The organism is Martelella lutilitoris, from assembly GCF_016598595.1.
In the GTDB taxonomy this organism is placed as follows: Bacteria; Pseudomonadota; Alphaproteobacteria; order Rhizobiales; family Rhizobiaceae; genus Martelella; species Martelella lutilitoris_A.
In genome coordinates this window covers 3,039,344-3,063,151 of the sequence record NZ_CP066786.1, presented here as the reverse complement: position 1 = coordinate 3,063,151, position 23,808 = coordinate 3,039,344, and the positions used below count along the sequence as shown (strand labels likewise).

20 protein-coding genes are annotated in these 23,808 nt (G+C 63.0%); 11 read left to right on the top strand and 9 right to left on the bottom strand.

Features of this window, described 5'->3' with window-relative positions:
* Window positions 1-106: 106 nt before the first annotated feature.
* The gene (rpoC, locus tag JET14_RS14730) at window positions 107-4,315 is read left to right on the top strand and encodes a DNA-directed RNA polymerase subunit beta' (protein WP_200334502.1); all 4,209 of its coding nucleotides are present in this window, start codon (window positions 107-109) and stop codon (window positions 4,313-4,315) included.
* Window positions 4,316-4,541: 226 nt separating this feature from the next.
* Entirely contained in the window at window positions 4,542-6,113 is a 1,572-nt protein-coding gene (locus JET14_RS14725) for an EAL domain-containing protein (RefSeq protein WP_200334501.1), read from the top strand.
* Between the two features lie 8 nt (window positions 6,114-6,121).
* On the opposite strand, the gene JET14_RS14720 is transcribed toward JET14_RS14725, so the two are convergent.
* From JET14_RS14720 to JET14_RS14705, 4 genes are read right to left on the bottom strand one after another with little or no spacing between them, the layout of a single operon-like run.
* Entirely contained in the window at window positions 6,122-7,267 is a 1,146-nt protein-coding gene (locus JET14_RS14720; RefSeq protein ID WP_200334500.1) for an ABC transporter permease, read from the bottom strand.
* Window positions 7,257-8,192: an ABC transporter ATP-binding protein gene (locus JET14_RS14715; RefSeq protein WP_200334499.1), complete on the bottom strand. Its 936-nt coding sequence runs from the start codon at window positions 8,190-8,192 to the stop codon at window positions 7,257-7,259. Before JET14_RS14715 ends, JET14_RS14720 begins: the two co-directional genes overlap by 11 nt.
* Window positions 8,192-9,154 carry an HlyD family secretion protein gene (locus tag JET14_RS14710; RefSeq protein ID WP_200334497.1) on the bottom strand — a complete coding sequence of 321 codons (963 nt, stop codon included), beginning with the start codon at window positions 9,152-9,154 and terminating at the stop codon, window positions 8,192-8,194. The genes JET14_RS14715 and JET14_RS14710 overlap by 1 nt, the downstream gene beginning before the upstream one ends.
* On the bottom strand, window positions 9,151-9,777 hold the full coding sequence (locus JET14_RS14705) for a TetR/AcrR family transcriptional regulator (protein ID WP_200334495.1): 627 nt from the start codon (window positions 9,775-9,777) through the stop codon (window positions 9,151-9,153). The genes JET14_RS14710 and JET14_RS14705 overlap by 4 nt, the downstream gene beginning before the upstream one ends.
* A 346-nt stretch (window positions 9,778-10,123) precedes the next feature.
* Here JET14_RS14705 and JET14_RS14700 point away from each other — a divergent pair, with 346 nt between their 5' ends.
* The 3 genes from JET14_RS14700 to JET14_RS14690 all read left to right on the top strand — a co-directional run bounded on the left by JET14_RS14700 (window position 10,124) and on the right by JET14_RS14690 (window position 13,791).
* On the top strand, window positions 10,124-11,230 hold the full coding sequence (locus tag JET14_RS14700) for a TRAP transporter substrate-binding protein (RefSeq protein ID WP_200334494.1): 1,107 nt from the start codon (window positions 10,124-10,126) through the stop codon (window positions 11,228-11,230).
* Between the two features lie 178 nt (window positions 11,231-11,408).
* Window positions 11,409-12,629 carry an NAD(P)/FAD-dependent oxidoreductase gene (locus tag JET14_RS14695; RefSeq protein WP_200334493.1) on the top strand — a complete coding sequence of 407 codons (1,221 nt, stop codon included), beginning with the start codon at window positions 11,409-11,411 and terminating at the stop codon, window positions 12,627-12,629.
* A 184-nt stretch (window positions 12,630-12,813) separates the two neighbouring features.
* Window positions 12,814-13,791 (top strand): LacI family DNA-binding transcriptional regulator, encoded by a 978-nt coding sequence (locus JET14_RS14690; protein ID WP_246750637.1) that lies wholly within the window; start codon window positions 12,814-12,816, stop codon window positions 13,789-13,791.
* 12 nt (window positions 13,792-13,803) lie between these two features.
* Here the strand turns inward: JET14_RS14690 and JET14_RS14685 are convergent, their stop codons facing one another.
* The 3 genes from JET14_RS14685 to JET14_RS14675 form a co-directional block, all read right to left on the bottom strand.
* Window positions 13,804-14,517 carry a phosphoadenylyl-sulfate reductase gene (locus JET14_RS14685; protein ID WP_200338113.1) on the bottom strand — a complete coding sequence of 238 codons (714 nt, stop codon included), beginning with the start codon at window positions 14,515-14,517 and terminating at the stop codon, window positions 13,804-13,806.
* Window positions 14,518-14,662: 145 nt separating this feature from the next.
* Window positions 14,663-16,075, bottom strand: coding sequence for a chloride channel protein (locus JET14_RS14680; protein WP_200334491.1), 1,413 nt, complete (start codon window positions 16,073-16,075; stop codon window positions 14,663-14,665).
* 179 nt (window positions 16,076-16,254) lie between these two features.
* On the bottom strand, window positions 16,255-16,896 hold the full coding sequence (locus tag JET14_RS14675) for a glutathione S-transferase family protein (protein ID WP_200334490.1): 642 nt from the start codon (window positions 16,894-16,896) through the stop codon (window positions 16,255-16,257).
* Between the two features lie 175 nt (window positions 16,897-17,071).
* On the opposite strand from JET14_RS14675, the gene focA reads away from it, so the two are divergent.
* The 4 genes from focA to JET14_RS14655 all read left to right on the top strand — a co-directional run bounded on the left by focA (window position 17,072) and on the right by JET14_RS14655 (window position 20,723).
* Window positions 17,072-17,935 carry a formate transporter FocA gene (gene focA, locus JET14_RS14670; protein ID WP_200334489.1) on the top strand — a complete coding sequence of 288 codons (864 nt, stop codon included), beginning with the start codon at window positions 17,072-17,074 and terminating at the stop codon, window positions 17,933-17,935.
* A 106-nt stretch (window positions 17,936-18,041) separates the two neighbouring features.
* On the top strand, window positions 18,042-18,605 hold the full coding sequence (locus JET14_RS14665) for an HdeD family acid-resistance protein (RefSeq protein WP_024707374.1): 564 nt from the start codon (window positions 18,042-18,044) through the stop codon (window positions 18,603-18,605).
* Window positions 18,606-18,692: 87 nt separating this feature from the next.
* Window positions 18,693-19,694, top strand: a complete 1,002-nt coding sequence (locus JET14_RS14660) for an NAD(P)H-quinone oxidoreductase (RefSeq protein WP_200334488.1) — start codon at window positions 18,693-18,695, stop codon at window positions 19,692-19,694.
* A gap of 30 nt (window positions 19,695-19,724) precedes the next feature.
* Window positions 19,725-20,723 (top strand): asparaginase, encoded by a 999-nt coding sequence (locus tag JET14_RS14655; protein ID WP_200334486.1) that lies wholly within the window; start codon window positions 19,725-19,727, stop codon window positions 20,721-20,723.
* Window positions 20,724-20,800: 77 nt separating this feature from the next.
* On the opposite strand, the gene JET14_RS14650 is transcribed toward JET14_RS14655, so the two are convergent.
* Window positions 20,801-21,250 (bottom strand): MarR family winged helix-turn-helix transcriptional regulator, encoded by a 450-nt coding sequence (locus JET14_RS14650; RefSeq protein ID WP_200334484.1) that lies wholly within the window; start codon window positions 21,248-21,250, stop codon window positions 20,801-20,803.
* A 178-nt stretch (window positions 21,251-21,428) separates the two neighbouring features.
* Here JET14_RS14650 and JET14_RS14645 point away from each other — a divergent pair, with 178 nt between their 5' ends.
* Window positions 21,429-21,854: an organic hydroperoxide resistance protein gene (locus tag JET14_RS14645; protein WP_024707378.1), complete on the top strand. Its 426-nt coding sequence runs from the start codon at window positions 21,429-21,431 to the stop codon at window positions 21,852-21,854.
* Between the two features lie 285 nt (window positions 21,855-22,139).
* Window positions 22,140-23,015: a branched-chain amino acid aminotransferase gene (locus JET14_RS14640; RefSeq protein ID WP_200334482.1), complete on the top strand. Its 876-nt coding sequence runs from the start codon at window positions 22,140-22,142 to the stop codon at window positions 23,013-23,015.
* A 56-nt stretch (window positions 23,016-23,071) separates the two neighbouring features.
* On the opposite strand, the gene JET14_RS14635 is transcribed toward JET14_RS14640, so the two are convergent.
* Complete coding sequence (locus tag JET14_RS14635) at window positions 23,072-23,806, bottom strand: cation transporter (protein ID WP_432443039.1); 735 nt, start codon at window positions 23,804-23,806, stop codon at window positions 23,072-23,074.
* Between the last annotated feature and the right edge of the window lie 2 nt (window positions 23,807-23,808).

The following is a 23,808-nucleotide window of genomic DNA, read 5'->3' as shown; positions in this document are numbered from 1 at the left end:
CGCATTTAGCGGCTATCACCGTTTCAAGAGACATGAGTTCCGGCATCGGGGTTTGGCCGGAATGATCTGTCAGCAAGGGCGATGCCGCCCAGTCAAGGAGACAGGCATGAACCAAGAGGTCATGAATCTTTTCAATCCGCAGGCGCCGGCGCAGGTCTTCGATTCGATCCGGATCTCGATCGCCAGCCCGGAAAAGATCCTTTCCTGGTCTTATGGCGAAATCAAGAAGCCGGAAACCATCAACTACCGCACGTTCAAGCCCGAGCGTGACGGCCTGTTCTGCTCGCGCATCTTCGGCCCGATGAAGGACTATGAGTGCCTGTGCGGCAAGTACAAGCGCATGAAGTACAAGGGCATCATCTGCGAAAAGTGCGGCGTCGAAGTCACGCTTTCGCGCGTGCGCCGCGAGCGTATGGGCCATATCGAGCTCGCCGCTCCGGTTGCCCATATCTGGTTCCTGAAATCGCTGCCGAGCCGTATCTCGACCCTTCTCGACATGACGCTGAAGGATGTCGAGCGCGTTCTCTATTTCGAGAACTACATCGTCACCGAACCGGGCCTGACGGATCTGAAGGAAAATCAGCTCCTGTCGGAAGAGGAATACATGCTGGCCGTGGACGAGTTCGGCGAGGACCAGTTCTCGGCCAATATCGGCGCGGAAGCCATCTATGAGATGCTTGCCGGCATGGATCTCGAGAAGATCGCGGGCGACCTGCGCGCCGAACTGGCCGACACCACGTCGGATCTGAAGCAGAAGAAGCTGATGAAGCGTCTCAAGATCGTCGAGAACTTTCTTGAGTCGGGCAACCGTCCCGAATGGATGATCATGAAGGTCGTTCCGGTGATCCCGCCGGACCTGCGCCCGCTCGTGCCGCTCGACGGCGGCCGGTTCGCGACGTCCGACCTCAACGATCTCTATCGTCGCGTGATCAACCGTAACAACCGTCTGAAGCGCCTCATCGAGCTGCGCGCGCCGGGCATCATCATCCGCAACGAGAAGCGCATGCTTCAGGAATCGGTTGACGCCCTGTTCGACAACGGCCGTCGCGGCCGCGTCATCACCGGCGCCAACAAGCGTCCGCTGAAGTCGATCTCCGACATGCTGAAGGGCAAGCAGGGCCGCTTCCGCCAGAACCTGCTCGGCAAGCGCGTCGACTATTCCGGCCGTTCGGTCATCGTGACCGGCCCGGAACTGAAGCTGCACCAGTGCGGCTTGCCGAAGAAGATGGCGCTCGAACTGTTCAAGCCGTTCATCTACGCCCGCCTCGACGCCAAGGGGTATTCCTCGACCGTCAAGCAGGCGAAGAAGCTGGTCGAAAAGGAACGTCCGGAAGTCTGGGATATCCTCGACGAGGTGATCCGCGAGCATCCGGTGCTTCTGAACCGTGCGCCGACGCTGCACCGCCTGGGCATCCAGGCGTTCGAGCCGACGCTGGTCGAAGGCAAGGCCATCCAGCTGCACCCGCTCGTCTGCACGGCCTTCAACGCCGACTTCGACGGCGACCAGATGGCCGTTCACGTGCCGCTGTCGCTCGAAGCCCAGCTTGAAGCCCGCGTGCTGATGATGTCGACCAACAACATCCTGCATCCGGCCAATGGTCAGCCGATCATCGTGCCGTCGCAGGACATGGTTCTCGGCCTCTACTATCTCTCGATCATGAACGAGAACGAGCCCGGCGAAGGCATGGCCTTTGCAGACATGGGCGAGCTCCACCATGCGCTCGAGAACAAGGTCGTCACGCTGCACTCCAAGATCAAGGGCCGTTTCAAGACGGTCGACGAGGACGGCAACGAAGTCTCGAAGATCTACGAGACGACGCCCGGCCGCATGATCATCGGCGAGCTTCTGCCGAAGAACTCGAACGTTCCGTTCGAGACCTGCAACCAGGAAATGACCAAGAAGAACATCTCCAAGATGATCGACACGGTCTATCGCCACTGCGGCCAGAAGGACACGGTGATCTTCTGCGACCGCATCATGTCGCTCGGCTTCGGCCATGCGTGCAAGGCCGGCATTTCCTTCGGCAAGGACGACATGGTCATTCCCGATGCCAAGCACGAAATCGTTGCCGAGACCGAAGCGCTGGTGAAGGAATACGAGCAGCAGTACAATGACGGTCTCATCACCCAGGGCGAGAAGTACAACAAGGTTGTCGACGCCTGGGGCAAGGCGACCGAGAAGGTCACGGAAGAGATGATGGCCCGCATCAAGGCCGTCGAATTCGACCCGGAGACCGGTCGCCAGAAGCAGATGAACTCGATCTACATGATGAGCCATTCCGGCGCGCGTGGTTCGGTGAACCAGATGCGTCAGCTCGGCGGCATGCGCGGCCTGATGGCGAAGCCCTCCGGCGAGATCATCGAGACGCCGATCATCTCGAACTTCAAGGAAGGCCTGACCGTGAACGAGTACTTCAACTCGTCGCACGGCGCCCGTAAGGGTCTGGCCGATACCGCCCTGAAAACCGCGAACTCGGGTTACCTGACCCGTCGTCTGGTCGACGTGGCCCAGGACTGCATCGTCAACACCGCCGATTGTGGCACCGACAAGGGCCTGACCATGACGGCCATCGTCGATGCCGGCCAGGTGGTTGCCTCCATCGGCCAGCGCGTGCTCGGCCGTGCGGCCCTCGTTGACATCGAGGATCCGGTCACCGGTGAACTGATCGTCGAGGCCGGCCGTCAGATCAACGAGGCCGACGTCATCAAGATCGAGGCTTCGGGCATCCAGTCGGTGCAGATCCGTTCGGCGCTGACCTGCGAGGTTCAGACGGGCGTCTGCCAGGTCTGCTACGGTCGCGATCTTGCCCGCGGTACGCCGGTGAATATCGGCGAAGCCGTCGGCGTTATCGCTGCCCAGTCGATCGGCGAGCCCGGCACGCAGCTCACCATGCGTACCTTCCACCTTGGCGGTACGGCGAACGTGGTTGACCAGTCGTTCCTGGAATCCTCCTATGAGGGAACGGTGCGGATCAAGAACCGCAACGTTCTGCGGAACTCCGATGGCGTTCTGGTGGCAATGGGCCGCAACATGGCGATCCAGATCCTCGACCAGCGCGATCAGGAGCGGTCTTCGCAGAAGGTTGCCTATGGTTCGAAGCTCTATGTCGATGACGGCGACACGGTTCGTCGCGGCCAGCGTCTTGCCGAGTGGGACCCCTACACCCGCCCGATGATGACGGAAGTCTCCGGCACGGTTGACTTCGAAGACCTTGTCGAAGGTCTGTCCGTCACCGAAACGACGGATGAGGCGACCGGCTTCACCAAGCGCTCGGTCATCGACTGGCGTTCGACGCCGCGCGGATCCGATCTGAAGCCGTCCATCGTCATCAAGGATGCCAATGGCGAAATCATGAAGTTGCCGCGCGGCGGCGAGGCCCGCCTTCCGCTGTCGGTGGATGCGATCCTCTCGGTCGAGCCCGGGCAGAAGGTCAGCCAGGGCGACGTGCTGGCCCGTTCGCCGCTGGAAAGCGCCAAGACCAAGGACATTACCGGTGGTCTGCCGCGCGTTGCGGAACTGTTCGAAGCTCGCCGTCCGAAGGACCACGCCGTGATCGCCGAGATCGACGGTACGATCCGCTTCGGCCGCGACTACAAGAACAAGCGCCGCATCCAGATCGAGCCTGCGGAAGACGGCGTCGAGCCGGTGGAATACCTCATTCCGAAGTCGAAGCCGTTCCATCTTCAGGATGGCGACTACATCGAGAAGGGCGACTACATCCTCGACGGCAACCCGGCTCCCCATGACATCCTTGCCATCAAGGGCGTCGAGGCGCTGGCCTCCTACCTCGTCAACGAGATCCAGGAAGTCTATCGTCTGCAGGGCGTGGTCATCAACGACAAGCACATCGAGGTGATCGTTCGCCAGATGCTGCAGAAGATTGAGATCACCGCTTCGGGCGACAGTGGCCAGATCACCGGCGACATCATCGAGGCGATCGCCTTTGACAACATGAATGAGGAACTGGTGGCACAGGGCAAGCGCCCCGCCGAAGGCGAGCCGGTGCTGCTCGGTATCACCAAGGCCTCGCTGCAGACGCCGTCCTTCTTCTCGGCCGCATCCTTCCAGGAGACCACCAAGGTGCTCACGGAAGCCGCGATTGCCGGCAAGGTCGACACGCTCCAGGGCCTGAAGGAGAACATCATCGTCGGCCGTCTGATCCCGGCCGGTACGGGACGTGCGATGGGCCAGGTTCGCCGCATCGCGACCCAGCGCGACGATCTCATCATCGACGCCCGCCGCAAGGCTTCCGGCGCCGACGAGGCAACGCCGATGCTCTCCTCCATGAACGAAGAGCCGCAGCCGGGCGAATAAACTCCGGCTTCGGGCTTCCGCCCGACCGCTTTCAAGCTTTCGTGTGAAAGGCCGCCGATTTTCGGCGGCCTTTCACATTTATTGCTAAAATGCTAGCGATAGCATTTGCTGGTTACGCAGTCCTGTCGTCAGCAGTCGATCTGGGAGCGATTGTCGGGACGATCCGCGCTTCAGAAGGGAGGTCCCAAAAGGTTCCTCACGCGCGCGGCTGCGGAAAGGAAGCACAATGGAGGCGGGTCGGCGGAGTATCTGGATCATCTGTCTTGTCTGGATCTGTCTGGGCGGGATATGTGCGCTGGTGATCGCCGAGTTCATTCGCAACCATAACGCGGACGGGTATGTCGACTATTACGGCTCCGATGTCTTTGAAAACGCGGTTTCAGTCGCCGAAACCAGCCTGACCGTATTGCGCGCCCTCGACCGATCTGACGATACGCCCTGTTCCGCAGAAGATCTGGAGGCAATGCGCAGCGTCGTCTTCGCCGCCCCCTATCTTGCCGATGTCGGCCGCATACGGGACGGGAACCTCGTCTGCACCGGAATATGGGGTGAACTGGCTGAACCGGCGAAGATGCCGCCGCCTTCACAGGTGCTGGGCGTCAACGCGGCCCTTCTCTGGAAGGACACCAGGGGCGTTGCTCCGGCCGGCCTTGCAGCCGACATGGCCTCTTTCGGCAACAGCGTCGTGATGACGGAACCGTCCGCCTTCGCGCGCTACGAAGACCCCGCCGAGCGGTTGGCCGCCCTTGTCCTGACCAGCGATGCCGGCTACAGCTACCGGTCTTTCGGGGATGCCGAAGGGCTGGCGAATTTGCTCGGAAGCAACAGCGAATGGTATCGCATCGCGCGCCGAAGGGTCTATTCGCGCTGCAATGAAAAGACCGACGTCTGCGTTGTCGCCACCTATGACGCGCCCGCCCTTCTGAAGACGGCGCCGCTTGATTTTCTGCTTGTCCTGGTCGGCGGAATTTCGGCCGGCGCGTGTCTCGGATTCTGGCATGCAAAGCTCTATCGGGAAAGCCGGTCCTGGCGGCAGAAGCTGGAGCGGGCGCTTGATGACGGTCGGCTCACCGTCCATTATCAGCCGATCGTCAGACCTTCCGGCAACACACTGTGCGGGGCCGAAGCGCTTGCGAGGCTGGTTGATTTCGACGGGACGCTGATGCCGCCCGATCAGTTCATACCTGCCGCGGAGACCTGCGGGTTCATAGGACGGATCACCCGCGGCGTCGTCCGGCGGGCATTTACCGACATGGCGGCGCACCTTGCGGCCGATCCGGATTTCTATGTCAGCATCAATGTCGCCTCCGATGACATACTAAACCCGGCGTTTCTGGATTTTCTCGAGACCGAAACCCGGTCCCATGGGCTTTCCGCCGGCCAGGTCGCCCTGGAACTGACGGAGCGATCGACGGCAAGCCAAGACAGTCTGACACAGGCGATGGCGGCCTTCAGCAGGCGCGGCTACCGAATCCTCATTGACGATTTCGGCACGGGCTATTCGAACCTTGCCTATATCGCCCGCATGCCGATCACGGGCATCAAGATCGACCGTATGTTCACCCAGGCGCTCGGCCAGCAGGCGATCGGCGCCGTGATCGTCAGCAAGGTCTGCGAACTTGCCACCGCGCTCGAGGTGACCCTGATCTGCGAGGGCGTGGAAACCAAAGGTCAGGCTGACCATCTCGTTGCCATCCATCCCGACATCTGCCTCCAGGGCTTCCTGATCGGGCGGCCGGTGCCCGCACGAGAATTCTCGCGCGCCTTTCCCGCTGAAGGCCAACGCAGGGAGACATGATCAGCAGCTCAGTCGAGCGTCTTGTTGAAGCGGCTGACGGCAATGGTGATGGCAACCAGCGCGATTGCCGCCAGCATGGCGCTGTCGAATCCGAGGACGGTGATGTCGGCGCCCTTCAGCATGATGGCGCGCACGATGCGCAGATAGTGCGTCAGCGGCAGGGCCTCGCCGAGATACTGCGCCCAGCGCGGCATACCGTCGAAGGGAAACATGAAGCCCGAAAGCAGGATGCTCGGCAGGAAGAACATCATCGACATCTGCACCGCCTGGAGCTGGTTCCTGGCAACCGTCGAGAATGTGTAGCCGATCGACAGGTTGGTGACGACGAAGAGCAGCGTCAGAAGCGCCAGCGACCACGGATCTCCGAGGATCGGCACATCGAAGATGAAGAGGCCGGAGGAGATGATCAGCGCCGCCTGAAACGCTCCGACGAAGACATAGGGCATGATCTTGCCCATCATGATCTCGATCGGGCGGATGGGCATGGCGAGCAGGTTTTCCATCGTGCCGCGCTCGATCTCGCGGGTGACGGCAAGGGCGGTGAAGATCAGCAGCGTCATCGTCAGGATCGTGCCGAGCAGGCCGGGCACGATGTTGAGCGTCGACTTGCCCGCCGGATTGTAGCGCCGGTGCTGGATGATGTTGAAGGCCGGCTCCCCGGGGGCGGCGATGGTGACGCCGTGCAGGCCGGAAAGCGCGGTGGAAACGACGCCCGAGAGCGCGCCCAGCGCGGAAGACGCGGCGACCGGATCGGTCGCGTCGGCCGCCACCAGAAGGGACGGGGAGAGGCCGCGCCTGAGGTCGCGCTCGAAGTCCGGCGGGATCTCGACCACGAACAGAACCTCGCCCGATTCCAGCCCCCGGTCCATGTCCTCATCACTTGTGACGATGCCGGTGATATCGAAGAAGTCGGTGTTCTCCATCGAAGCCAGAATGGCGCGGGAGGCATCGGTGCTCTCGGACAGCATCACCGCCGTGGGCAGATGATGCGGCGTCGTGTTGATGGCAAAGCCGAACAGCAGCAATTGCATGATCGGCAGCGTGATCATCATGCCCATGGTCAGCCGGTCGCGGGTCATCTGGATGAATTCCTTGACCGTCATCGCCCAGAAGCGGCGGATGGCGGCAAAGCGCTGCTTTCTCTCATCCGTCATCGAAATTGTCCTTAGAGGCATTCATCATGTAGATAAATGCGTCCTCCAGCGTCGCCTCGCTCCGGCGGCATTCGGTATCCGGCCGGTCGCGGTAGGGCTGAACCGCGCGCTCCAGCGCCGCCCTGTCATGGCCGCAGACATGCAGCGACGAGCCGAAGGGGGCGACGAGGTCGACGCCGTCCGCCTGTTCCAGTTCGGCCTGAAGATCATGTACATGGGCGCCGGTAATCAGGTAGCTTTCGAGCTTCGAGGCGGCCACCACCTCCTTCACCGTGCCGGTGACCATCAGCTTGCCATAGGCCATATAGGCGATCTCGTGGCAGCGTTCGGCCTCGTCCATATAATGGGTGGAGACCAGAACCGAGAGACCGTCTGCGGCCAGCGCATGGATTTCGGCCCAGAATTCGCGCCGCGCCTTGGGGTCGACACCGGCCGTCGGTTCGTCGAGCAGCAGCAGGTCCGGATCGGGAAGCGTGCAGGCGCCGAGCGCGAGCCGCTGTTTCCAGCCGCCGGAGAGATTGCCGGCGAGCTGCTTCTCGCGACCGCCAAGGCCGAGCCGCTCGATGGCGTCGGAGACCTTTTTCCGCGGGTCCCTCAGGCCGTGAATCCGGGCGACGAAATCGAGGTTCTCGCGGATCGTCAGGTCCTCGTAGAGCGAGAAACGCTGGGTCATGTAGCCGACGTGACGCCTGAGGCGCTCGCCGTCGCGGGTGATGTCGTAGCCAAGGCAGGTGCCGGAGCCGCTGTCCGGCGTCAGAAGACCGCAGAGCATGCGGATGGTGGTGGTCTTGCCGGAGCCGTTCGGGCCCAGAAAGCCGTGGATCGTGCCCTTGCGGACGTTCATGGTCAGATGGTCGACCACGGTGCGGCCGCCGAAGCTCTTGGTCAGGCCCTCGACCGAAATGACATTGTCCTGGGTGGCCATCAGTCGCGCTCCCTTGTGACATTGACGGGAAGGCCGACGGCAAGCGCCGCGGGGTCTTCAGGCCGCGCCTCCAGCCGGTAGACCATCTTGGCGCGCTCCTCACGCGAGAAAATCTCGGGAGGGGTGTATTCGGCGTCTTTGGCGATGAAGAAGATCGTGGCGTCTTGCGGCCGGCATCCGTCGCAGGAAACGCGCACCCTGTCGCCGACCTTCAGCGCGGCGCGCTCGCGCTCGGGCACGAAGAACTCGATCTTGATGTTTTGCGGCGGCAGAAGCGCGACGACCGGGCGGCCCGCCGGCACCACTTCGCCGGTTCGGTAGTAGACCTCCTCTATGCTGCCCGAGGCCGGGGCCGAAACCGTCTTGAGGGCCAGCGCGGCTTCGGCTGCGGCAAGGTCGGAACCGGCGGCGGAGACGCTCTGCTCGGCCTGTTCGATCTGCTGGTCGCGCTGGGGCAGTTCGCCGAGCGCGATCTGGGCATTGATCTTGTCGAGGGCGGCCTTCGCCTGCGCGTAGGCGCTGACGGCGCTGTCGAGATTGGCCTTGGTGCCGCTTTCCTGCCGGAACAGCGATCTTGCCCGCGTCAGCGACTTTTCCGCGTATTCAAGCGCCGCCTCGGCCTCCTTGCGAGAGGCCTGCAGCGCTTCCAGCTGTTCCGGCCTGTCCTGCGGCGCCCGGGCGAGCGCCAGGGCGGCCCTTGCCTTTTCCAGGTTGGCGCGGGCGGTGTCGACGGCGGCCTGTTCCACGTCGGCTTCAAGGGCAAACAGCCTTTGTCCGGTCTGCGCCTCGTCCCCTTCCTCGACGGTGAGTACGGTGAGCCGCGCGGTGTCGGGGGCGCCGATATAGAGCGCGTCGGCCTCCACCCAGCCGAGAAAGCCGTGGTCCTCTTCGGGGCGGAAGAGGTAGTATCCGGCCGAGGCAGCCACGGCCAGCAGGATGACGGCGATGAGAACGCGTTTCATGGGGTATCCCCTTCGGCTGGCTTGAACAGGGTATCCAGGTAGAATCCGAATGCGGCATCGAGGTCGAGATCGCCGAAGCGGGCGAAGTTCGCATCCCAGATGACCGACAGCAGCGCCGGCGCGAAGATCACCTGCGGCGCCTTCAGCACCTTGGAAGAGCGCAAAGCGCCGCGCCTTTCGGCCCTCTCGAGAACGCCGAGGATAAGGGCGAGGCCGGAGCGAATGATGTTCTCGTGATAGAATTCGGCGATCTCGGGGAAATTGCGCATTTCCATCGCCATCAGGAGAACAAGGTCCCGTTTTTCGGTCCCGAGCACTTCGGTTTTCACCATTTCGAAGAAGATCGCGAGCGTTTCGCGCGGGTCAAGATCCGGTTCGTCGAGCGTCGCGTGTGCGGCGGTAAGAAGCGGACCGAGCGCGTCGCTGATCAGCGACTTGAACAGGCTCTCCTTGTCCGGGAAATAGAGATAGACCGTGCCCTTGCCGATTCCGGCGCGCCGGGCAATGTCCTCGATGCGCGCATTGGCGAAACCCTTTTCGGAAAACACGGCAAGGGCGGCGTCCAGGATGGCTTTGCGACGGGCTTCCGGGGCGAGCGTTCTTCGTTTTGGCGGGGTGTTCATTCCGGACAACTGCTTCCTTGATGCTGACTGACCAGTCAGTCATAACAGTATCGGCCGGTGGACGCAAGATACGTCAGCCGGTCGCCCGGCATTTGGCGTGGGCGCGCGAAGGGCGGCACGGCAATGTCGGGGCGGCGGGGTTCCGCGCCGCGTACGGCAGGTTCATGGCGCGCCGGACGGGTTCGAACAAATCAACAACAGGTAATGACGCAACGTCGCGATGTCGGGCTTGCATGCGGCGGTGAAAAAAGATAGTACCGACCGGTACGGATCGCCCGACGCCGGGGCAGGCATGACGTTCGCCCCGCCGGGAGCCGGTCCTTCGACAATAAAGCAGGAAACACCAATGGATCGCCGCACGTTCTTCAAAAAAGCAGGCGTTGCTTCGGCAGGCGCGCTCGCCCCGGCCGCGCTCGCCGCCCCCGCCATCGCCCAGGAAAATCCCAAGCTCAACTGGCGCCTGTCGTCTGCCTTCCCGCAGTCGCTCGACATTCTCTATTCCGGCGCGACCGGAATTGCGGAGCGCGTGCGCGCGGCGACCGACGGCAATTTCGATATTCAGGTCTTTGCCGGCGGCGAACTGGTTCCGCCGCTGCAGGTGCTCGACGCCGTGCGCGACGGCACGATCGAAATGTGCCACACGCCCTCCTACTACTATATCGGCCAGGACATGACCTACGGCCTCGGCACGGCGGTGCCCTTCGGCATGAATGCGCGCCTGAAGAATGCCTGGCTCTACCAGGGCGGCGGCAACGCGCTGTTTGACGAGTTCTTCGCCGAAAAGGGCGTCTGGGGACATCCGGCCGGCAATACCGGGGCGCAGATGGGCGGCTGGTTCGCCAATGAGATCAATTCGCTCGAGGATCTCAAGGGCCTGAAGATGCGCATCGCCGGCCTTGCGGGCCAGGTCATGGCAAAGCTCGGCGTCACGCCGCAGCAGATTGCCGCCGGCGACGTCTATTCGGCGCTGGAACGCGGCACGATCGATGCCACCGAATTCGTCGGCCCCTATGACGATCTCAGCCTCGGCCTCGTCAAGGTCGCGAAATACTACTACTATCCGGCCTGGTGGGAAGGCGGCCCGGTCATCCATGCCTTCACCAATCTCGACAAGTTCAACGAACTGCCGGCAAGCTATCAGCAGATCCTGACGGATGCCTGCGACGCGGTGAACCTTGACATGCTCGCCCGTTATGATGCCGGCAACCCGCAGGCGCTGCGCCAGCTGGTCGCCGAAGGCGCGGTGCTGAAACCGTTCAGCGAGGAAATTCTCGATGCCTGCTACAAGGTGTCTCAGGAGACCTTCGCCGAGATCTCGGCGGAGAACGCCTGGTTCAAGCGCATCTATGACAGCCAGCAGGAATTCAAGAAGGACGCCTATCTGTGGATGCAGCTCGCGGAGTTCTCCTTCGACAAGTTCATGATGGTCCAGCAGCGCAAGGGCAATCTCTGAAGATTGCTCCGCCATCGGCTGGATAACAGGCCAACAAGCGAAGAGGCCCGGGTGCAATACCGGGCCTTTTTTTGTCGCGCACCTGTGCCTATTCGGCGCTGCTCGGATGATTGACGGGGCCTCGATCACGACGTAAGCCATTGGTCTGCATCGAAAACAAACGAAAAAGGGGCAAATCGTGTCTGATCGGATTGTCATTGTCGGAGCAGGTCAGGGCGGATTTGCCGTCGCGGCTAAGCTGAGGGCGCTGAAGGATGAGCGGCCGATCACGCTGATCGGGGCGGAAGCCGTGCCGCCCTACCAGCGACCGCCGCTTTCGAAGAAATACCTTCTTGGCGAGATGGCGTTCGACCGGTTGCTGTTCCGGCCCGAGGCCTGGTACGGCGAAAACGACATCGACCTCCTTCTGGAGCGTTTCGTCGAACGCATCGACCGGGACGCCAGGCAGGTCGTGATGCAGGATGGCGCGACCCTTTCCTATGGCACGCTGGTGCTGGCCACGGGCGCCGCGCCGCGCCGCCTGCCGGAGGATATCGGCGGCGGCCTTGAGGGCGTGTTCGTCATGCGCGACAAGCATGACGCCGACCGGCTGGCCGAGGCCATGAAGCCGGGCGCCAGGCTCCTCGTCGTCGGCGGCGGCTATGTCGGCCTCGAGGCGGCGGCCGTGGCGCGGAAATTCGAGGTCGACGTCACCGTGATCGAAATGGCCGACCGCATCCTGAAGCGCGTCGCAGCGCCCGAGACGGCCGATATCATGCGCGCCATTCATCGCGCGCACGGCGTCGATATCCGCGAAAATACCGGCCTGATCCATCTCGAGGGCGAGGCGGGCCATGTCCGGCGCGCGGTGCTTTCGCGCGGGGAGACGCTGGAGATCGACATGGCGGTCGTCGGCATCGGCGTGACGCCGAACGACCAGCTCGCCAAGGAAGCAGGCCTTGCCGTCGGAAACGGCATCGTCGTCGATGCTTTCGGGCGCACATCTGATCCCGATATCTTCGCTGTGGGCGATTGCGTTGAACTGCCCTATCGAGGCGAGCGAATTCGCCTCGAATCGGTGCCCAACGCCGTCGATCAGGGCGAGGCAATCGCCGGCGTTATCGCGGGCTCTGACAAGGCCTATGAACCCGAGCCGTGGTTCTGGTCGGATCAATATGATGTGAAACTTCAGATCGCGGGCTATAATGGCGGCTATGATCGCGTCGTGACGCGGGAGGGCGCCCGCGAGGGCAGCCAATCCGTCTGGTATTTCAGGGGCGACACGCTTCTCGCCGTCGACGCGATCAATGATGCACGCGCCTATGTCTGCGCCAAGAAGATGCTTTCGGCCGGGATCAATCCGTCGGTTGACGCGATCGCGGACCCTGCGACCGATCTGAAGGCACTGGCCAATCCTTGAGGCGCAACGGCCCCGAGGCCGACGAAAGTCATTTTGCCGTGGATTTGAAATTCATGATAAAATAACAAAGCGGAATAGCGTCAGACGTGGATGGAACGGTAAGCGCCGATTGGCGGGACAGGGGATGGTTGAATTGTCTTTTCGGCTGAGAGGCGGCTCCAAATCGCGAACGACCTTGAGCGATGTGGCAAGGCTGGCGGGCGTCAGTCCGATCACGGTGTCACGGGCGCTGCGCGAACCGCACAAGGTGAGCGAGAAACTGCGCGAGACCATTCTGGACGTCGTCGAGGAGATTGGCTATGTGCCGAACTTCGCCGCCCGGGCGCTTGCCAGCCGGCACAGCGGCATCGTTGCGGTGCTGGCGCCGATCATGGAGATGAGCGGCTTCTTCCATGCCGCCCGCGGCGTCGAGGACCGGTTCCTCACGAGCGACGTCAGCACGCAATTCGCCAATATCGGCCTCAACGCGGCCGAGGAAGCCAAGCTGCTCCGGCTTTTCGTGGCGCAGAATCCCGCCGGCATCATTCTTGAAAGCGTTGCCGAGTTTCCGGTCAACAAGCCCCTGATCGCCGAGCTCGGCTGTCCGGTTGTGCAGATGATGGATACCAGCATCGAGCCGCTGGACATGGGCGTCGGCATCCGAAACCGGGCGGCGGCAACCGCCGCCGTCGAGCATCTCCTGGCGCAGGGCTATGAGCGGATTGCGCTTTTGGGCGGCGGCAAGGATATCCGCTCCCGCCGCCGTTTCGAGGGCTATCGCGACGCGCTGCTGAAGGCCGGCCGCTATGATCCGGCCTATGTCTTCGAGGCCGAAACCGGCAATCCGATGGAACAGGGCGTCAACCTCGTGCGCAACCTCAGGCGGCGCATGCCGGAGGTGGATGCCGTCTTCTGTCACAATGACAGGCTTGCCATGGGGGTCTATTTCGGCGCCCAGCAGCTTGGCGTTCGCGTGCCGCAGGAACTCGGCATTTGCGGCTATAACGGCGTGGATTTCGCCGAGATGGAGGAATCGCCGCTGACCTCGGTCTATGTGCCGCTCTACGAGATCGGCTTCAAGGCGGCCGATCTGATCATGCGGTACCTGACGGAGGGCGAGCGGCCGGAAGCGGCCGTTGAACTGCCCTTCGAGATCATTGAGGGCAACTCGACCCGGCGGTAAATCGGCAAATCTTCAGCGGGCGGCGCTTCCGACGTGCAGGCCGCATTCGCGCTTTGCGTCATTTTCCCACCACCAGCGACCGGCGCGCTCCGGCTCACCCGGCTTGATCGCGCGGGTGCAGGGCGCGCAGCCGATCGAGGGATAGCCGCGCTCATGCAGCGGGTTGAGGGGAACGTCGTTCCGCTCGGCAAAGGCGCGGATGTCCGCGATGTTCCAGTCGGCCAGCGGATTGATCTTCGTCAGATGGCGGGCCTTGTCTTCCTCGTAAAAAGGGGTCGTCGCGCGGTTGCCGGACTGGCCGCGCCTCAGCCCCGTGATCCAGTAGGCTGCGCCTTCGAGCGCCTGCGCGAGCGGATCGAGCTTGCGGATGTGGCAGCAGGCATGGCGCGCGTCGACGCTCTCGTAAAAGCCGTTGCGGCCATGCTCGGCGACATAGGCATCGACAGCCTCTTGCCGTGGATGAAAACGCTCGATCGCGATGCCGAATCGGGCCTCGGTGTCCTCGATCAACTGCAGCGTCTCGTCGAAAAGGCGACCGGTATCGAGCGTGACGATCCTGATCGGCAGGCCGGCCATGGCGATCGCGCCGGTCAGCACCTGATCCTCGATCCCGAGACTGGTGGTAAAGACTGCGGGCCGGCCGCTTTCGGCGACGAGCCGCAGTCGTCCCTCGAGGTCCAGGGCGGCAAGGGTGTCTTCAAGGTCGATCTTGGAGGAGAGCGTCATCGTCAAACTCGCATCATGTCCGTTTGTGTCAGTATCGCGTTCCAGCCGAAGCCGCGCGAGGAACCGGCTTGTCTATTTTCCGGCAGCGGCGGCAAAAGCTTGGCGTAAAACCTTCGATTGCTAGAACGCGCTGCCCGAACCGGTTCTATACGGCGCCCTTGTCATTATAACGACGGGTCTCTTCACGCATCTCGTCAGCGGTGCTGCGGTCCTCGGCGGTCGTCTCCCTGTTGCGGGCGCGCTGGTACTTGATGCTGTCGGCGATGAAGGCACGCGACAGGCCATGATAGAGCGGCTCCCGTGAGATCATGCGCGATGCGATATAGCCGAGCATGGAGGTGGCCATCAGCGTGATGATGCCGTCGTGATTATCCGTCATCTCCAGAATGATGACAAAGGCCGTCATGGGCGACTGGACGACGCCCGCGAAATACCCCGCCATGCCGAGGATAGCGCCGAGGCCGATACTGATGCCGAGCACATCGGCGACGGTCGAACCGAGCGTGGCGCCCACGGAGAGCGATGGCGCGAAGATGCCGCCAGGAATGCCGGACGCCATGGACAGGAAGGTTGCCGCGAGCTTGCCGAGGAAGAAGAACGGGCTGATCGAGCCGCCTTCGATGACCGTTCGGGCCTGCTCGTAACCCGTGCCGAAGGTCGCGCCGCCGAAGAGAATGCCGATCAGGGCGACAGCAAGTCCGCAGCCGCCGGCCAGAAATGCCATGCGCCTGATCGGCGCCGGCTGTGCCCAGCGCTTGATGCGGCGCGCGGCTTTCAAGGAGTAGAGCGAGAACATGGCCCCGAGCAGCCCGCCGCCAATGCCGCATATGAAAACCGCGATCCATTCCTCCGGCCTGACTGCGATTGCAGAGGCCTGGCCGAAATAGGTATAATTGCCGGCAAGCCCGATTGCGGCAAGACCCGAAAGGATGATCGCCGAAACGACCAGGCCGTTGGCACGCGATTCGTAGGCGCGGCTCATTTCCTCGATGGCGAACACGATGCCGGCAAGCGGCGTGTTGAAGGCGGCCGAGATGCCGGCCGCAGAACCGGCGACGATCAACCCCTTGGTCTGGATCATCTTTCCCCAGCGCGCAGTCTGGATCATGATCGAAGCGCCGACCTGGACAGTCGGCCCCTCGCGCCCGATCGAGGCGCCGCAGAACAGGCCCACAATCGTCATGAGGATCTTGCCGGCGGCGACCTTGAGATTGAGCAGACGGTGCTGGCTCTCGGTGTTGTGCAGGTGCCGGGCGGCAATCGCCTGCGGAATGCCCGAACCTTGGGAATTGGGAAACCAGCGCGTGCTCATATAGGAACAGAGCATGAAGCCGAGCGGCGTCAGGATCAGTGGGAGATAGGGCGAATAGGCGGTCGAATGCCGCATGTGCTCGAACAGTTCATAGGCGAAATCGGCGGCGCGCGCGAAGAACACGCTGATCACCCCGATCATCAGGGCGCCGACCCAGAACACCAGCCTTGGCTGCCATATGCGCCATGATCCCCACATCACCCGTGTACGGCGGACCATTTTGACGTTCTTGTAATAGGGGCGCATGACCTGGCTTTCGCGGCAATCTCTTTGGCGTTCTCGATAAAATTTCCCGGTCCGGGGCCCGGTATCAATGTACAGGAAGCGGGGCGGTTGCCTTCGTTATCCTCTTGCCTCCGGTCGATTTCAAGGCCGGCGCAGGGAATTTCCGTTCACGCGCCGCGATTTGTCGCCAACTGCCCTTTCTACGGACGCAGGCTGTCATAAGAGACCATCACATGGTCGCGATAGGCCGGGCGTTCGGTCATCGCCGCGTAATAGGCCTCGACGGCCGGCCGCGCGGGACGGTCGATCTCCATCGTATGGTAGCGGTAGAGAATGTGGCCGAACATGATGTCGGCCAGCGTGAAGCTGTCGCCGGCAAGGAAGGCGTGCTTCTCGAGTTCGGCCTCGGCGATGCCCAGAAGCCGGTCGAAGGCGGCGAGCGCGCGCGCAATCGCCTCCGGGGCGCGGTCCTTCGCCGGCGTGCGCACCACGGCCCAGAAGATCGGCATGGTGAAGGCGGATGCGACGGTGAGTTTTGCCCACTCGGCCCATTTGTCGACATGGGCGCGCGCCGCGGGGTCCTTCGGCCAGAAGGCGTCGCTGCCATAGCGGGCCGCAAGATAGCGGCAGATGGCGGCCGATTCGAACAGCGCCTCGCCGTCATCGCCGTCCTTCAGGACCGGGATCAGTCCGTTCGGGTTCATCGCGAGGAAGTCCGGGGTATCGTTGCCGCCGAACCTGAAGCCGATGTCATAGCGCTCGAAATCGAGGCCGAGCTCGCCGACGGTCCACATCACCGCCTGGACATTGGATGATGTCGCGCGTCCCCAGATATTCAGCATGTCGCGTCCTTTCGCGGTGATTCGTATCTTTTGCCATTATGCACGCACGGCCGTCCGCTGGTCAGCGTCGAGCCGGGGGCATGCGCCAAAATGATCAAGATCAACGCGCCGGGGGGCGGGACTGCTAGGTATCGGCCACGCGCCTCCCAAGCGTCCACCGATGGAGTTCCTGACCATGCAGCATTTCAATCTCGATGCCTTCCCGCCCCATGTCATGGCCGAAAAGGCCGAAGCGGCGGGGATCGCAAAGGTCAACAAGGATCCGCTCTCGCTTTTCGTCTCCGCGATGATGGCCGGCGCCTTCATCGGCATAGCCTTCATATTCTACACGGTCGTGACAACGGGAAATGGCGATATCGGCTGGGGCGCGAACAAGTTCATCGGCGGCCTCGCCTTCAGTCTCGGGCTGGTCCTCGTCGTGCTGACGGGCGCCGACCTGTTCACAAGCACCGTGATGACGATCATCGGCAAGGCGACCGGGCGGATCACCTGGGCCGCGCTCGCGCGCAATTGGGCGATGGTCTATCTCGGCAACTTCGTCGGCGCGGTCACGCTGGTGATGATCATGCAGGCCGCCCGGCACTATGAGGGCGATGGCGGGCTTCTTGGCCTCAATTACATGCATATCGCCCAGCACAAGCTGCACCACACCTTTCTGCAGGCGGTCGCGCTCGGCGTCATGTGCAACGTGCTTGTCTGTCTCGGCGTGTGGATGACCTATGCCGGCCGGTCGGCGACCGACAAGATCCTGGCCGTCATCCTGCCGGTCGCCATGTTTGTGGCCGCCGGGTTCGAACACGTCGTCGCCAACATGTTCCAGATCCCGATGGCGATCCTGACCAGGACGCTTGCCGGACCGGAGTTCTGGGCAGCCTCGGGCGCCAATCCGGCAGACTTTGCCGATCTGACCTGGAGCAATTTCGTGTTTGCCAATCTGGTCCCGGTCACCATCGGCAATATCATCGGCGGCGCGCTGTTCGTCGGGATCGCCTACTGGGTGATCTATCTGAGGCCGGCGGTGCGCAACCAGGCCCACTGAACCCGCTTCCGGAAAACGCGGCTTCGCGTGAAGAATAGTTGCTAATATTCAGCTTCATCACTATCGTCTGCTCGATTTTACGCGGTGATGAAGGGGGTATTCCACCATGACGACATTTGGAGAGCAGGGGCCGGATCTTGACAAGTTCAGGGGACGCTGGGGCTGGGTCATGGCCTTTGGCCTGCTGCTCGTGCTGCTGAGCCTTATTCTTCTCGGCAATCTTGTGGCGACGACCGTTGCCTCGGTGGTCTTCTTCGGCGCGATGCTGATTGTCGCCGGCGTCGTCCATCTCTTGCAGCTTTTCTACAACCGCTCCAAGGGGCATGTGGCCTTCTGGGTGATCTCGGGCCTGCTGTACGTACTGGCCGGCATCGTGCTGATGCGCAATCCGGTTCTGGCTTCCAGCCTGTTCACCATCATCGTCGGCGTTTCGCTGGCCGTTGCCGGCGGCTTCAGGCTTTACCTCGGCATGACCATGCGCCCGCTCAAGGGCTGGGGCTTCATGATCTTCTCCGGCCTGGTCCTGATCCTGGCCGCGGTCCTGATCGCCTCGAACTTCCCGCAGAACAGCCTGTGGCTGCTCGGCCTGTTCGTCGCGGCCGATTTCCTGGTCTACGGCGTGTCGATGGTGGTCTTCGCGCTTGCACTGCGTCCGCGCAGCAACGGCTGAGATGAAGAAAGGCCCGGCCGGCGTTCCGAAACGGACGCGGCCGGGCCTTTTGGTTTGTTGAGTTCAAGCACCCGAGGGAAGAGAGCAATGTCTTCAGACGGTTCGATGCGCTACATCACGATCAGCGGCTTTGGCGGCCCGGAGGTCATGTCGGTGGCAACGGGACCGCGCCCCAAGCCGGGGCCGAACGATGTTCTCGTCAAGGTGTCGGCCGCCGGCGTCAACCGTCCGGACGTCGCCCAGCGGCAGGGCAGCTATCCGCCGCCGCCCGGCGCAAGTCCCGTCCTGGGGCTGGAAGTGGCCGGCACTGTCGTCGCCATGGGCGAAGAGGTCGAGGGGGTCGAGATCGGCGCGCGCGTTTGCGGGCTCGCCAATGGCGGGGGGTATGCGGAGTATTGCCTGCTTCCGGCCGGCCAGGTCCTGCCGGTTCCCGACGGCATGGATGACGTTTCCGCCGCCGCGATCCCGGAAACCTTCTTCACCGTATGGGCCAATCTCTTCCAGATGGCGGGACTCAAGGCCGGGCAGGATGTTCTCATCCACGGCGGTTCGAGCGGCATCGGAACGACGGCCATCCAGCTTGCGAAAGCGTTTGGCGCGCGCGTGTTCACGACAGCCGGCACGGCGGAGAAATGCGATGCCTGCGTGGCGCTCGGCGCAACGGTCGCGATCAACTATCGCGAACGGGACTTCGTCGAGGCCGTGAAGGCGGCGACGGAGGGACGCGGGGTCGACATCATTCTCGACATGGTCGGCGCCGCCTATTTCCAGCGCAATCTTTCCGCGCTCGCCAGGGATGGCTGCCTGTCGATGATCGCCTTCCTCAGCGGGTCGAAGGCCGAAGACGTCAATCTGGCGCCGATCATGGTCAAGCGGCTGAAGGTCACCGGCTCGACCATGCGTCCGCGCACAGATGCAGAAAAGAAGGCCGTGCGCGACGATCTTGCGGAGAAGGTCTGGCCGCTCGTCGCCGAGGGCCGCGTCAAGCCGCTGATCGACCGCGTCTTCGCCTTCGAGGAAGCGGCAGAAGCGCACCGACGCATGGAGGCGGGCGATCATATCGGCAAGATCGTACTGGCATTCGACTGAGGTCATGGGTAGCGGGAGAGGTTCGGGCTGATGGTCAATCCTGTTCTGGTTGAGGTGACGCGCGGCGCGCTCGTCGAAAGCCGTCATCGCGGCATGATCGCGGTCACCGATGCCGCGGGCGGCGTCGTCTATGCCGCCGGCGATATCGACGCGGCGGTGTTTCCCCGCTCGGCCTGCAAGGCGATCCAGGCGCTGCCGCTTGTCGAGAGCGGGGCGGCGGACGCCTATGGTTTCGGCAATCGCGAGCTCGCGCTTTCGGCCTCATCCCATTCGGGCGAAGATGCCCATGCGGCCCTTGCGGCCGAGATGCTCGCCAAAGCGGGACGCGGCGTCGAGGATCTGGAATGCGGGGCGCACTGGTCGTTCCAGCAGCCGGTCCTCATCCACCAGGCCCGTACGCGGGAGACGCCGGATGCGCTTTGCAACAATTGCTCCGGCAAGCATGCCGGCTTCGTCTGCGCCTGCTGCCACCAGGGTATCGATCCGAAAGGCTATACCGGTTACGACCATCCGCTGCAGGCGCAGATCCGCGCAGCGATGGCGGATGTGACCGGCGCCTTCGTCGGCGCGGATGTGTGCGGCGTCGACGGCTGCAATATCCCCACCTATGCGGTGCCGCTGAAATCGCTTGCGCGGGGCTTTGCCCGCATGGCGACGGGCGAGGGGCTTTCGCCCATCCGCGCCCGCGCCGCGCGGCGCATCATCGATGCGGCGATGGCCGAGCCCTATTATGTCGCCGGCACGGGCCGGGCCTGCACGGCGCTGATGGAAATGGCGCCCGGCCGCATCTTTGCCAAGACCGGCGCGGAAGGCGTTTTCTGCGCGGCGCTGCCGGAAAAGGGGCTCGGCATTGCGCTCAAATGCGAGGACGGGACGACACGCGCCGCCGAGGCCATGGTGGCCGCCGTTCTCGCAAGGCAACTCGCCGATGACGCGGCGCTCTCTGAGCGCCTGCGGCAGATGGCCGATCCCGGGCTGAAGAACTGGAACGGCACGGAAGTTGGCAGGGTGCGCGCCGTTCTGCCCTGAGGCGAAAGGACGCTCTAACCTATTGAATCTACGCATCGTGCTTTCCGAAAATCGAACCCGATTTTCGGGCCGATGCGCTATTCCTCGCTCTCCAGGAGATGCTGCCGCAGCGCGTTCAGCCGGGCGTGCAGCGCGCGGGCCTCTTCCGCCGTGCAGCCCGTTTTCTGAGCGATTGACCGGCCGACGGCCTCGGCATCTTCGCGCATCGCCAGGCCTTTCGGCGTCAGCGTGATTTCGACCCGGCGCTCGTCGTCGGCCGCCCGGCGCCTGGCGATCAGGCCTGCCGTTTCCAGCCGCTTCAGAAGCGGGGACAGCGTGCCGCTGTCGAGCCCCAGCCGCGCGCCGATGGCGTTGACCGACAGCGTGCGGTGTTCCCAAAGGACCATCATCACCAGATATTGCGGATAGGTCAGGCCGAGCTTCGACAGGAGCGGCTTGTAGGCGCGCGCGAAAGCGTGCTCGGTGGCATAGACGGCAAAACAGAGCTGGTCATCAAGCCGGGGCTGGCGGGCGTCATCATGGGTCATGTGCGCAATATAGGAGAGATGATAAAAATCGCAAAATAATATTGTAAACAATTTAATTGTGCGCTATTTAAAATCCATGCGATACGGAACGGAACCGATCTGGCTCCGCCGCGTCGTAGAAGAAATGGAAGTTTTCTCGAGGAAGGCGGTTTCCGCCTCAACAAGGAGCAATGCCATGATCAAGACGCTTTACACCACCAAGGCCATTTCAACCGGCGGCCGCGAAGGCACGGCCCGCACCGAAGACGGCGCATTCGAAGTCAATCTCGCCCTGCCGAAGGAAATGGGCGGACCGGGCGGCGAAGGAGCCAATCCCGAGCAGCTTTTCGCCGCCGGCTATGCCGCCTGCTTCAACTCCGCGCTTCACAATGTCGCCGCCAAGAAGAAGGTCAAGCTTCCCAAGGAAACGACCGTATCGGCGACCGTCGGCGTCGGCCCGCGCGACGATGGCGAAGGTTTCGGCATTACCGCGGAACTCACCATCTCCATTCCGGGCCTCGATCGCGAGACCGCGGAAAACCTCGTCCATCAGGCCCATATCGTTTGCCCCTACAGCCATGCGCTCCGGGTGAACTACGAGGTTCCGGTTTCTCTCGCCGAATAACGGCCGCGACGATCGGGAATTTTCGAGGCCGGCGGTTTGTCCGCCGGCTTTTTTATGCCGCGGTGGCGAAGATCAACAGGCGCGGGAAGCGTAGCGGATTCCGTTTTCCGGGAAAGGGCGGACCCGGGGATTTTCCGCTTGACCTTCTGCCGGGCGAAGTCTTGATTGGCTGCATTGAATTTCCGCCGCCCGCCTTCCGGCGCACGCTGCCGCACCGGCCCCTTTCCCAGCGACCGACCTTGCGAGGCGCATAGCGAAGGCCGGCGGCGTTGCAAGGAGAATGAAATGGCAGTCGATACTTCCCCGTCATCGGAAACCTGGACCCATGTGGATGGCGAATGGCTTCCCGGCAATCCGCCGCTGATCGGCCCGACCTCGCATGCGATGTGGCTTGCCTCGACCGTGTTCGACGGGGCGCGCTTCTTCGAGGGCATGGCGCCCGATCTCGACGAGCACTGCAAGCGCATCAACCGCTCGGCGCGGGCGCTCGGCCTTGAGCCGACCCATACGCCGGAAGAAATCGAGGCGCTGGTGTGGGAGGGCCTGAAGCGCTTCAAGGGGGCGGAGGCCGTCTACATCAAGCCGATGTACTGGGCCGAGCACGGCCTTGCCGGCCTCGTGCCGCCCGATCCGGCCTCCACGCGGTTCGCGCTCTGCCTTTTCGAAACGCCGATGCGCTCCACCGTGCCGGTGCGTCTCACGCTGTCGCCCTTCCGCCGGCCTTCGCCGGAAGTGGCGATGACCCATGCCAAGGCCGGCAGCCTCTACCCGAATTCCGGCCGGATGATGCTGGAAGCGCGGACCCGCGGTTTCGACAATGCGCTTGCCTGCGACATGAACGGCAATGTCGCCGAAACGGCCTCCGCCAACATCTTCCTCGTCAAGGACGGAATCCCGATGACGCCGGCCGACAATGGCTGCTTTCTCGCCGGCATCACCCGCCGCCGTATCCTCAAGCTCTTCCGCGAAAACGGCATCGCCGCCGAGGAGCGTACGCTGACGGTGAAGGACTTCATGGAAGCCGACGAGCTGTTCATGACCGGCAATTACAACAAGGTGGTTCCCGTCACCAGGCTTGACGACCGTGACTATGATCTCGGCCCGATGGCGAAGAAGGCGATGGCGCTTTACATGGACTGGGCCCGGGCCAACTGCAAATAGGCCGCGCCCGGCGGATCGTCAGGAAGCCCGGACGCGCGCTTCCGGGCATTTTTGTTTCAGGCGGGCCGGCTTTCGCTATCGTCTCGACTGTCGCAGCAGGCTTTTTCGCGGCATGCGTTTTCGGCAAGCGCGCCCGCCTCCGCTTCCCCCGAGCGGAACTCCCGCCATGACTGGGCCAGGATCTGGAAAGCCGAGGTGAGGAAAAGGCTTGCCATGACGAGGGCGACGGCAAGGTCCGGCCAGGCCGTGTTCGAGCCCCAGACGCCGAGCGCTGCGATCATAACCGCCACATTGCCGATCGCGTCATTGCGCGAGCACAGCCAGACGGAGCGGACATTGGCGTCGCCATCCTTGTAGCTGACGAGCAGCAGCACCGTGGCGAGGTTGGCGGCAAGCGCCATCAGTCCGATCACGCCCATCACCGGCGCTTCCGGCACGCCGGCGGCGAAAAACCGCCATACGGTCGACCCGAACACAAAGAGACCCATCAGCAACAGGCTCGCGCCCTTGAAGGCGGCGGCCACGGACCGAGTCCTCAAAGAGGCGCCGATCACCGCCATGGAGACGCCGTAAGTCAGCGCGTCGGCGAGAAAATCGAGCGCGTCTGCCTGGAGGGCCTGCGACCGCGCCGCCTGGCCCGCCGCCATTTCCACGATGAACATCGCCGCGTTGAGAAGGATGACGATCTTCAGTCTTTTCTTGTAGGCTTCCGACATGCCGTCGAAAGTGGCTTGTCCGCAGCATGCGCTCATTGTCCGCGACCCGTTGTAATTGTCGATGCCGGTCACCATAA

What these genes read in the sequence shown, in the direction of transcription:
- JET14_RS14665 (WP_024707374.1), top strand. Translation starts at nt 18,042, where the DNA reads ATGACGACATTTGGAGAGCAGGGGCCGGATCTTGACAAGTTCAGGGGA.
- JET14_RS14705 (WP_200334495.1), bottom strand. Translation starts at nt 9,777, where the DNA reads ATGAACACCCCGCCAAAACGAAGAACGCTCGCCCCGGAAGCCCGTCGC.
- JET14_RS14660 (WP_200334488.1), top strand. Translation starts at nt 18,693, where the DNA reads ATGTCTTCAGACGGTTCGATGCGCTACATCACGATCAGCGGCTTTGGC.
- JET14_RS14680 (WP_200334491.1), bottom strand. Translation starts at nt 16,075, where the DNA reads ATGCGCCCCTATTACAAGAACGTCAAAATGGTCCGCCGTACACGGGTG.
- JET14_RS14650 (WP_200334484.1), bottom strand. Translation starts at nt 21,250, where the DNA reads ATGACCCATGATGACGCCCGCCAGCCCCGGCTTGATGACCAGCTCTGT.
- JET14_RS14635 (WP_432443039.1), bottom strand. Translation starts at nt 23,806, where the DNA reads ATGGTGACCGGCATCGACAATTACAACGGGTCGCGGACAATGAGCGCA.
- JET14_RS14640 (WP_200334482.1), top strand. Translation starts at nt 22,140, where the DNA reads ATGGCAGTCGATACTTCCCCGTCATCGGAAACCTGGACCCATGTGGAT.
- rpoC (WP_200334502.1), top strand. Translation starts at nt 107, where the DNA reads ATGAACCAAGAGGTCATGAATCTTTTCAATCCGCAGGCGCCGGCGCAG.
- focA (WP_200334489.1), top strand. Translation starts at nt 17,072, where the DNA reads ATGCAGCATTTCAATCTCGATGCCTTCCCGCCCCATGTCATGGCCGAA.
- JET14_RS14675 (WP_200334490.1), bottom strand. Translation starts at nt 16,896, where the DNA reads ATGCTGAATATCTGGGGACGCGCGACATCATCCAATGTCCAGGCGGTG.
- JET14_RS14715 (WP_200334499.1), bottom strand. Translation starts at nt 8,192, where the DNA reads ATGGCCACCCAGGACAATGTCATTTCGGTCGAGGGCCTGACCAAGAGC.
- JET14_RS14685 (WP_200338113.1), bottom strand. Translation starts at nt 14,517, where the DNA reads ATGACGCTCTCCTCCAAGATCGACCTTGAAGACACCCTTGCCGCCCTG.
- JET14_RS14725 (WP_200334501.1), top strand. Translation starts at nt 4,542, where the DNA reads ATGGAGGCGGGTCGGCGGAGTATCTGGATCATCTGTCTTGTCTGGATC.
- JET14_RS14655 (WP_200334486.1), top strand. Translation starts at nt 19,725, where the DNA reads ATGGTCAATCCTGTTCTGGTTGAGGTGACGCGCGGCGCGCTCGTCGAA.
- JET14_RS14700 (WP_200334494.1), top strand. Translation starts at nt 10,124, where the DNA reads ATGGATCGCCGCACGTTCTTCAAAAAAGCAGGCGTTGCTTCGGCAGGC.
- JET14_RS14710 (WP_200334497.1), bottom strand. Translation starts at nt 9,154, where the DNA reads ATGAAACGCGTTCTCATCGCCGTCATCCTGCTGGCCGTGGCTGCCTCG.
- JET14_RS14720 (WP_200334500.1), bottom strand. Translation starts at nt 7,267, where the DNA reads ATGACGGATGAGAGAAAGCAGCGCTTTGCCGCCATCCGCCGCTTCTGG.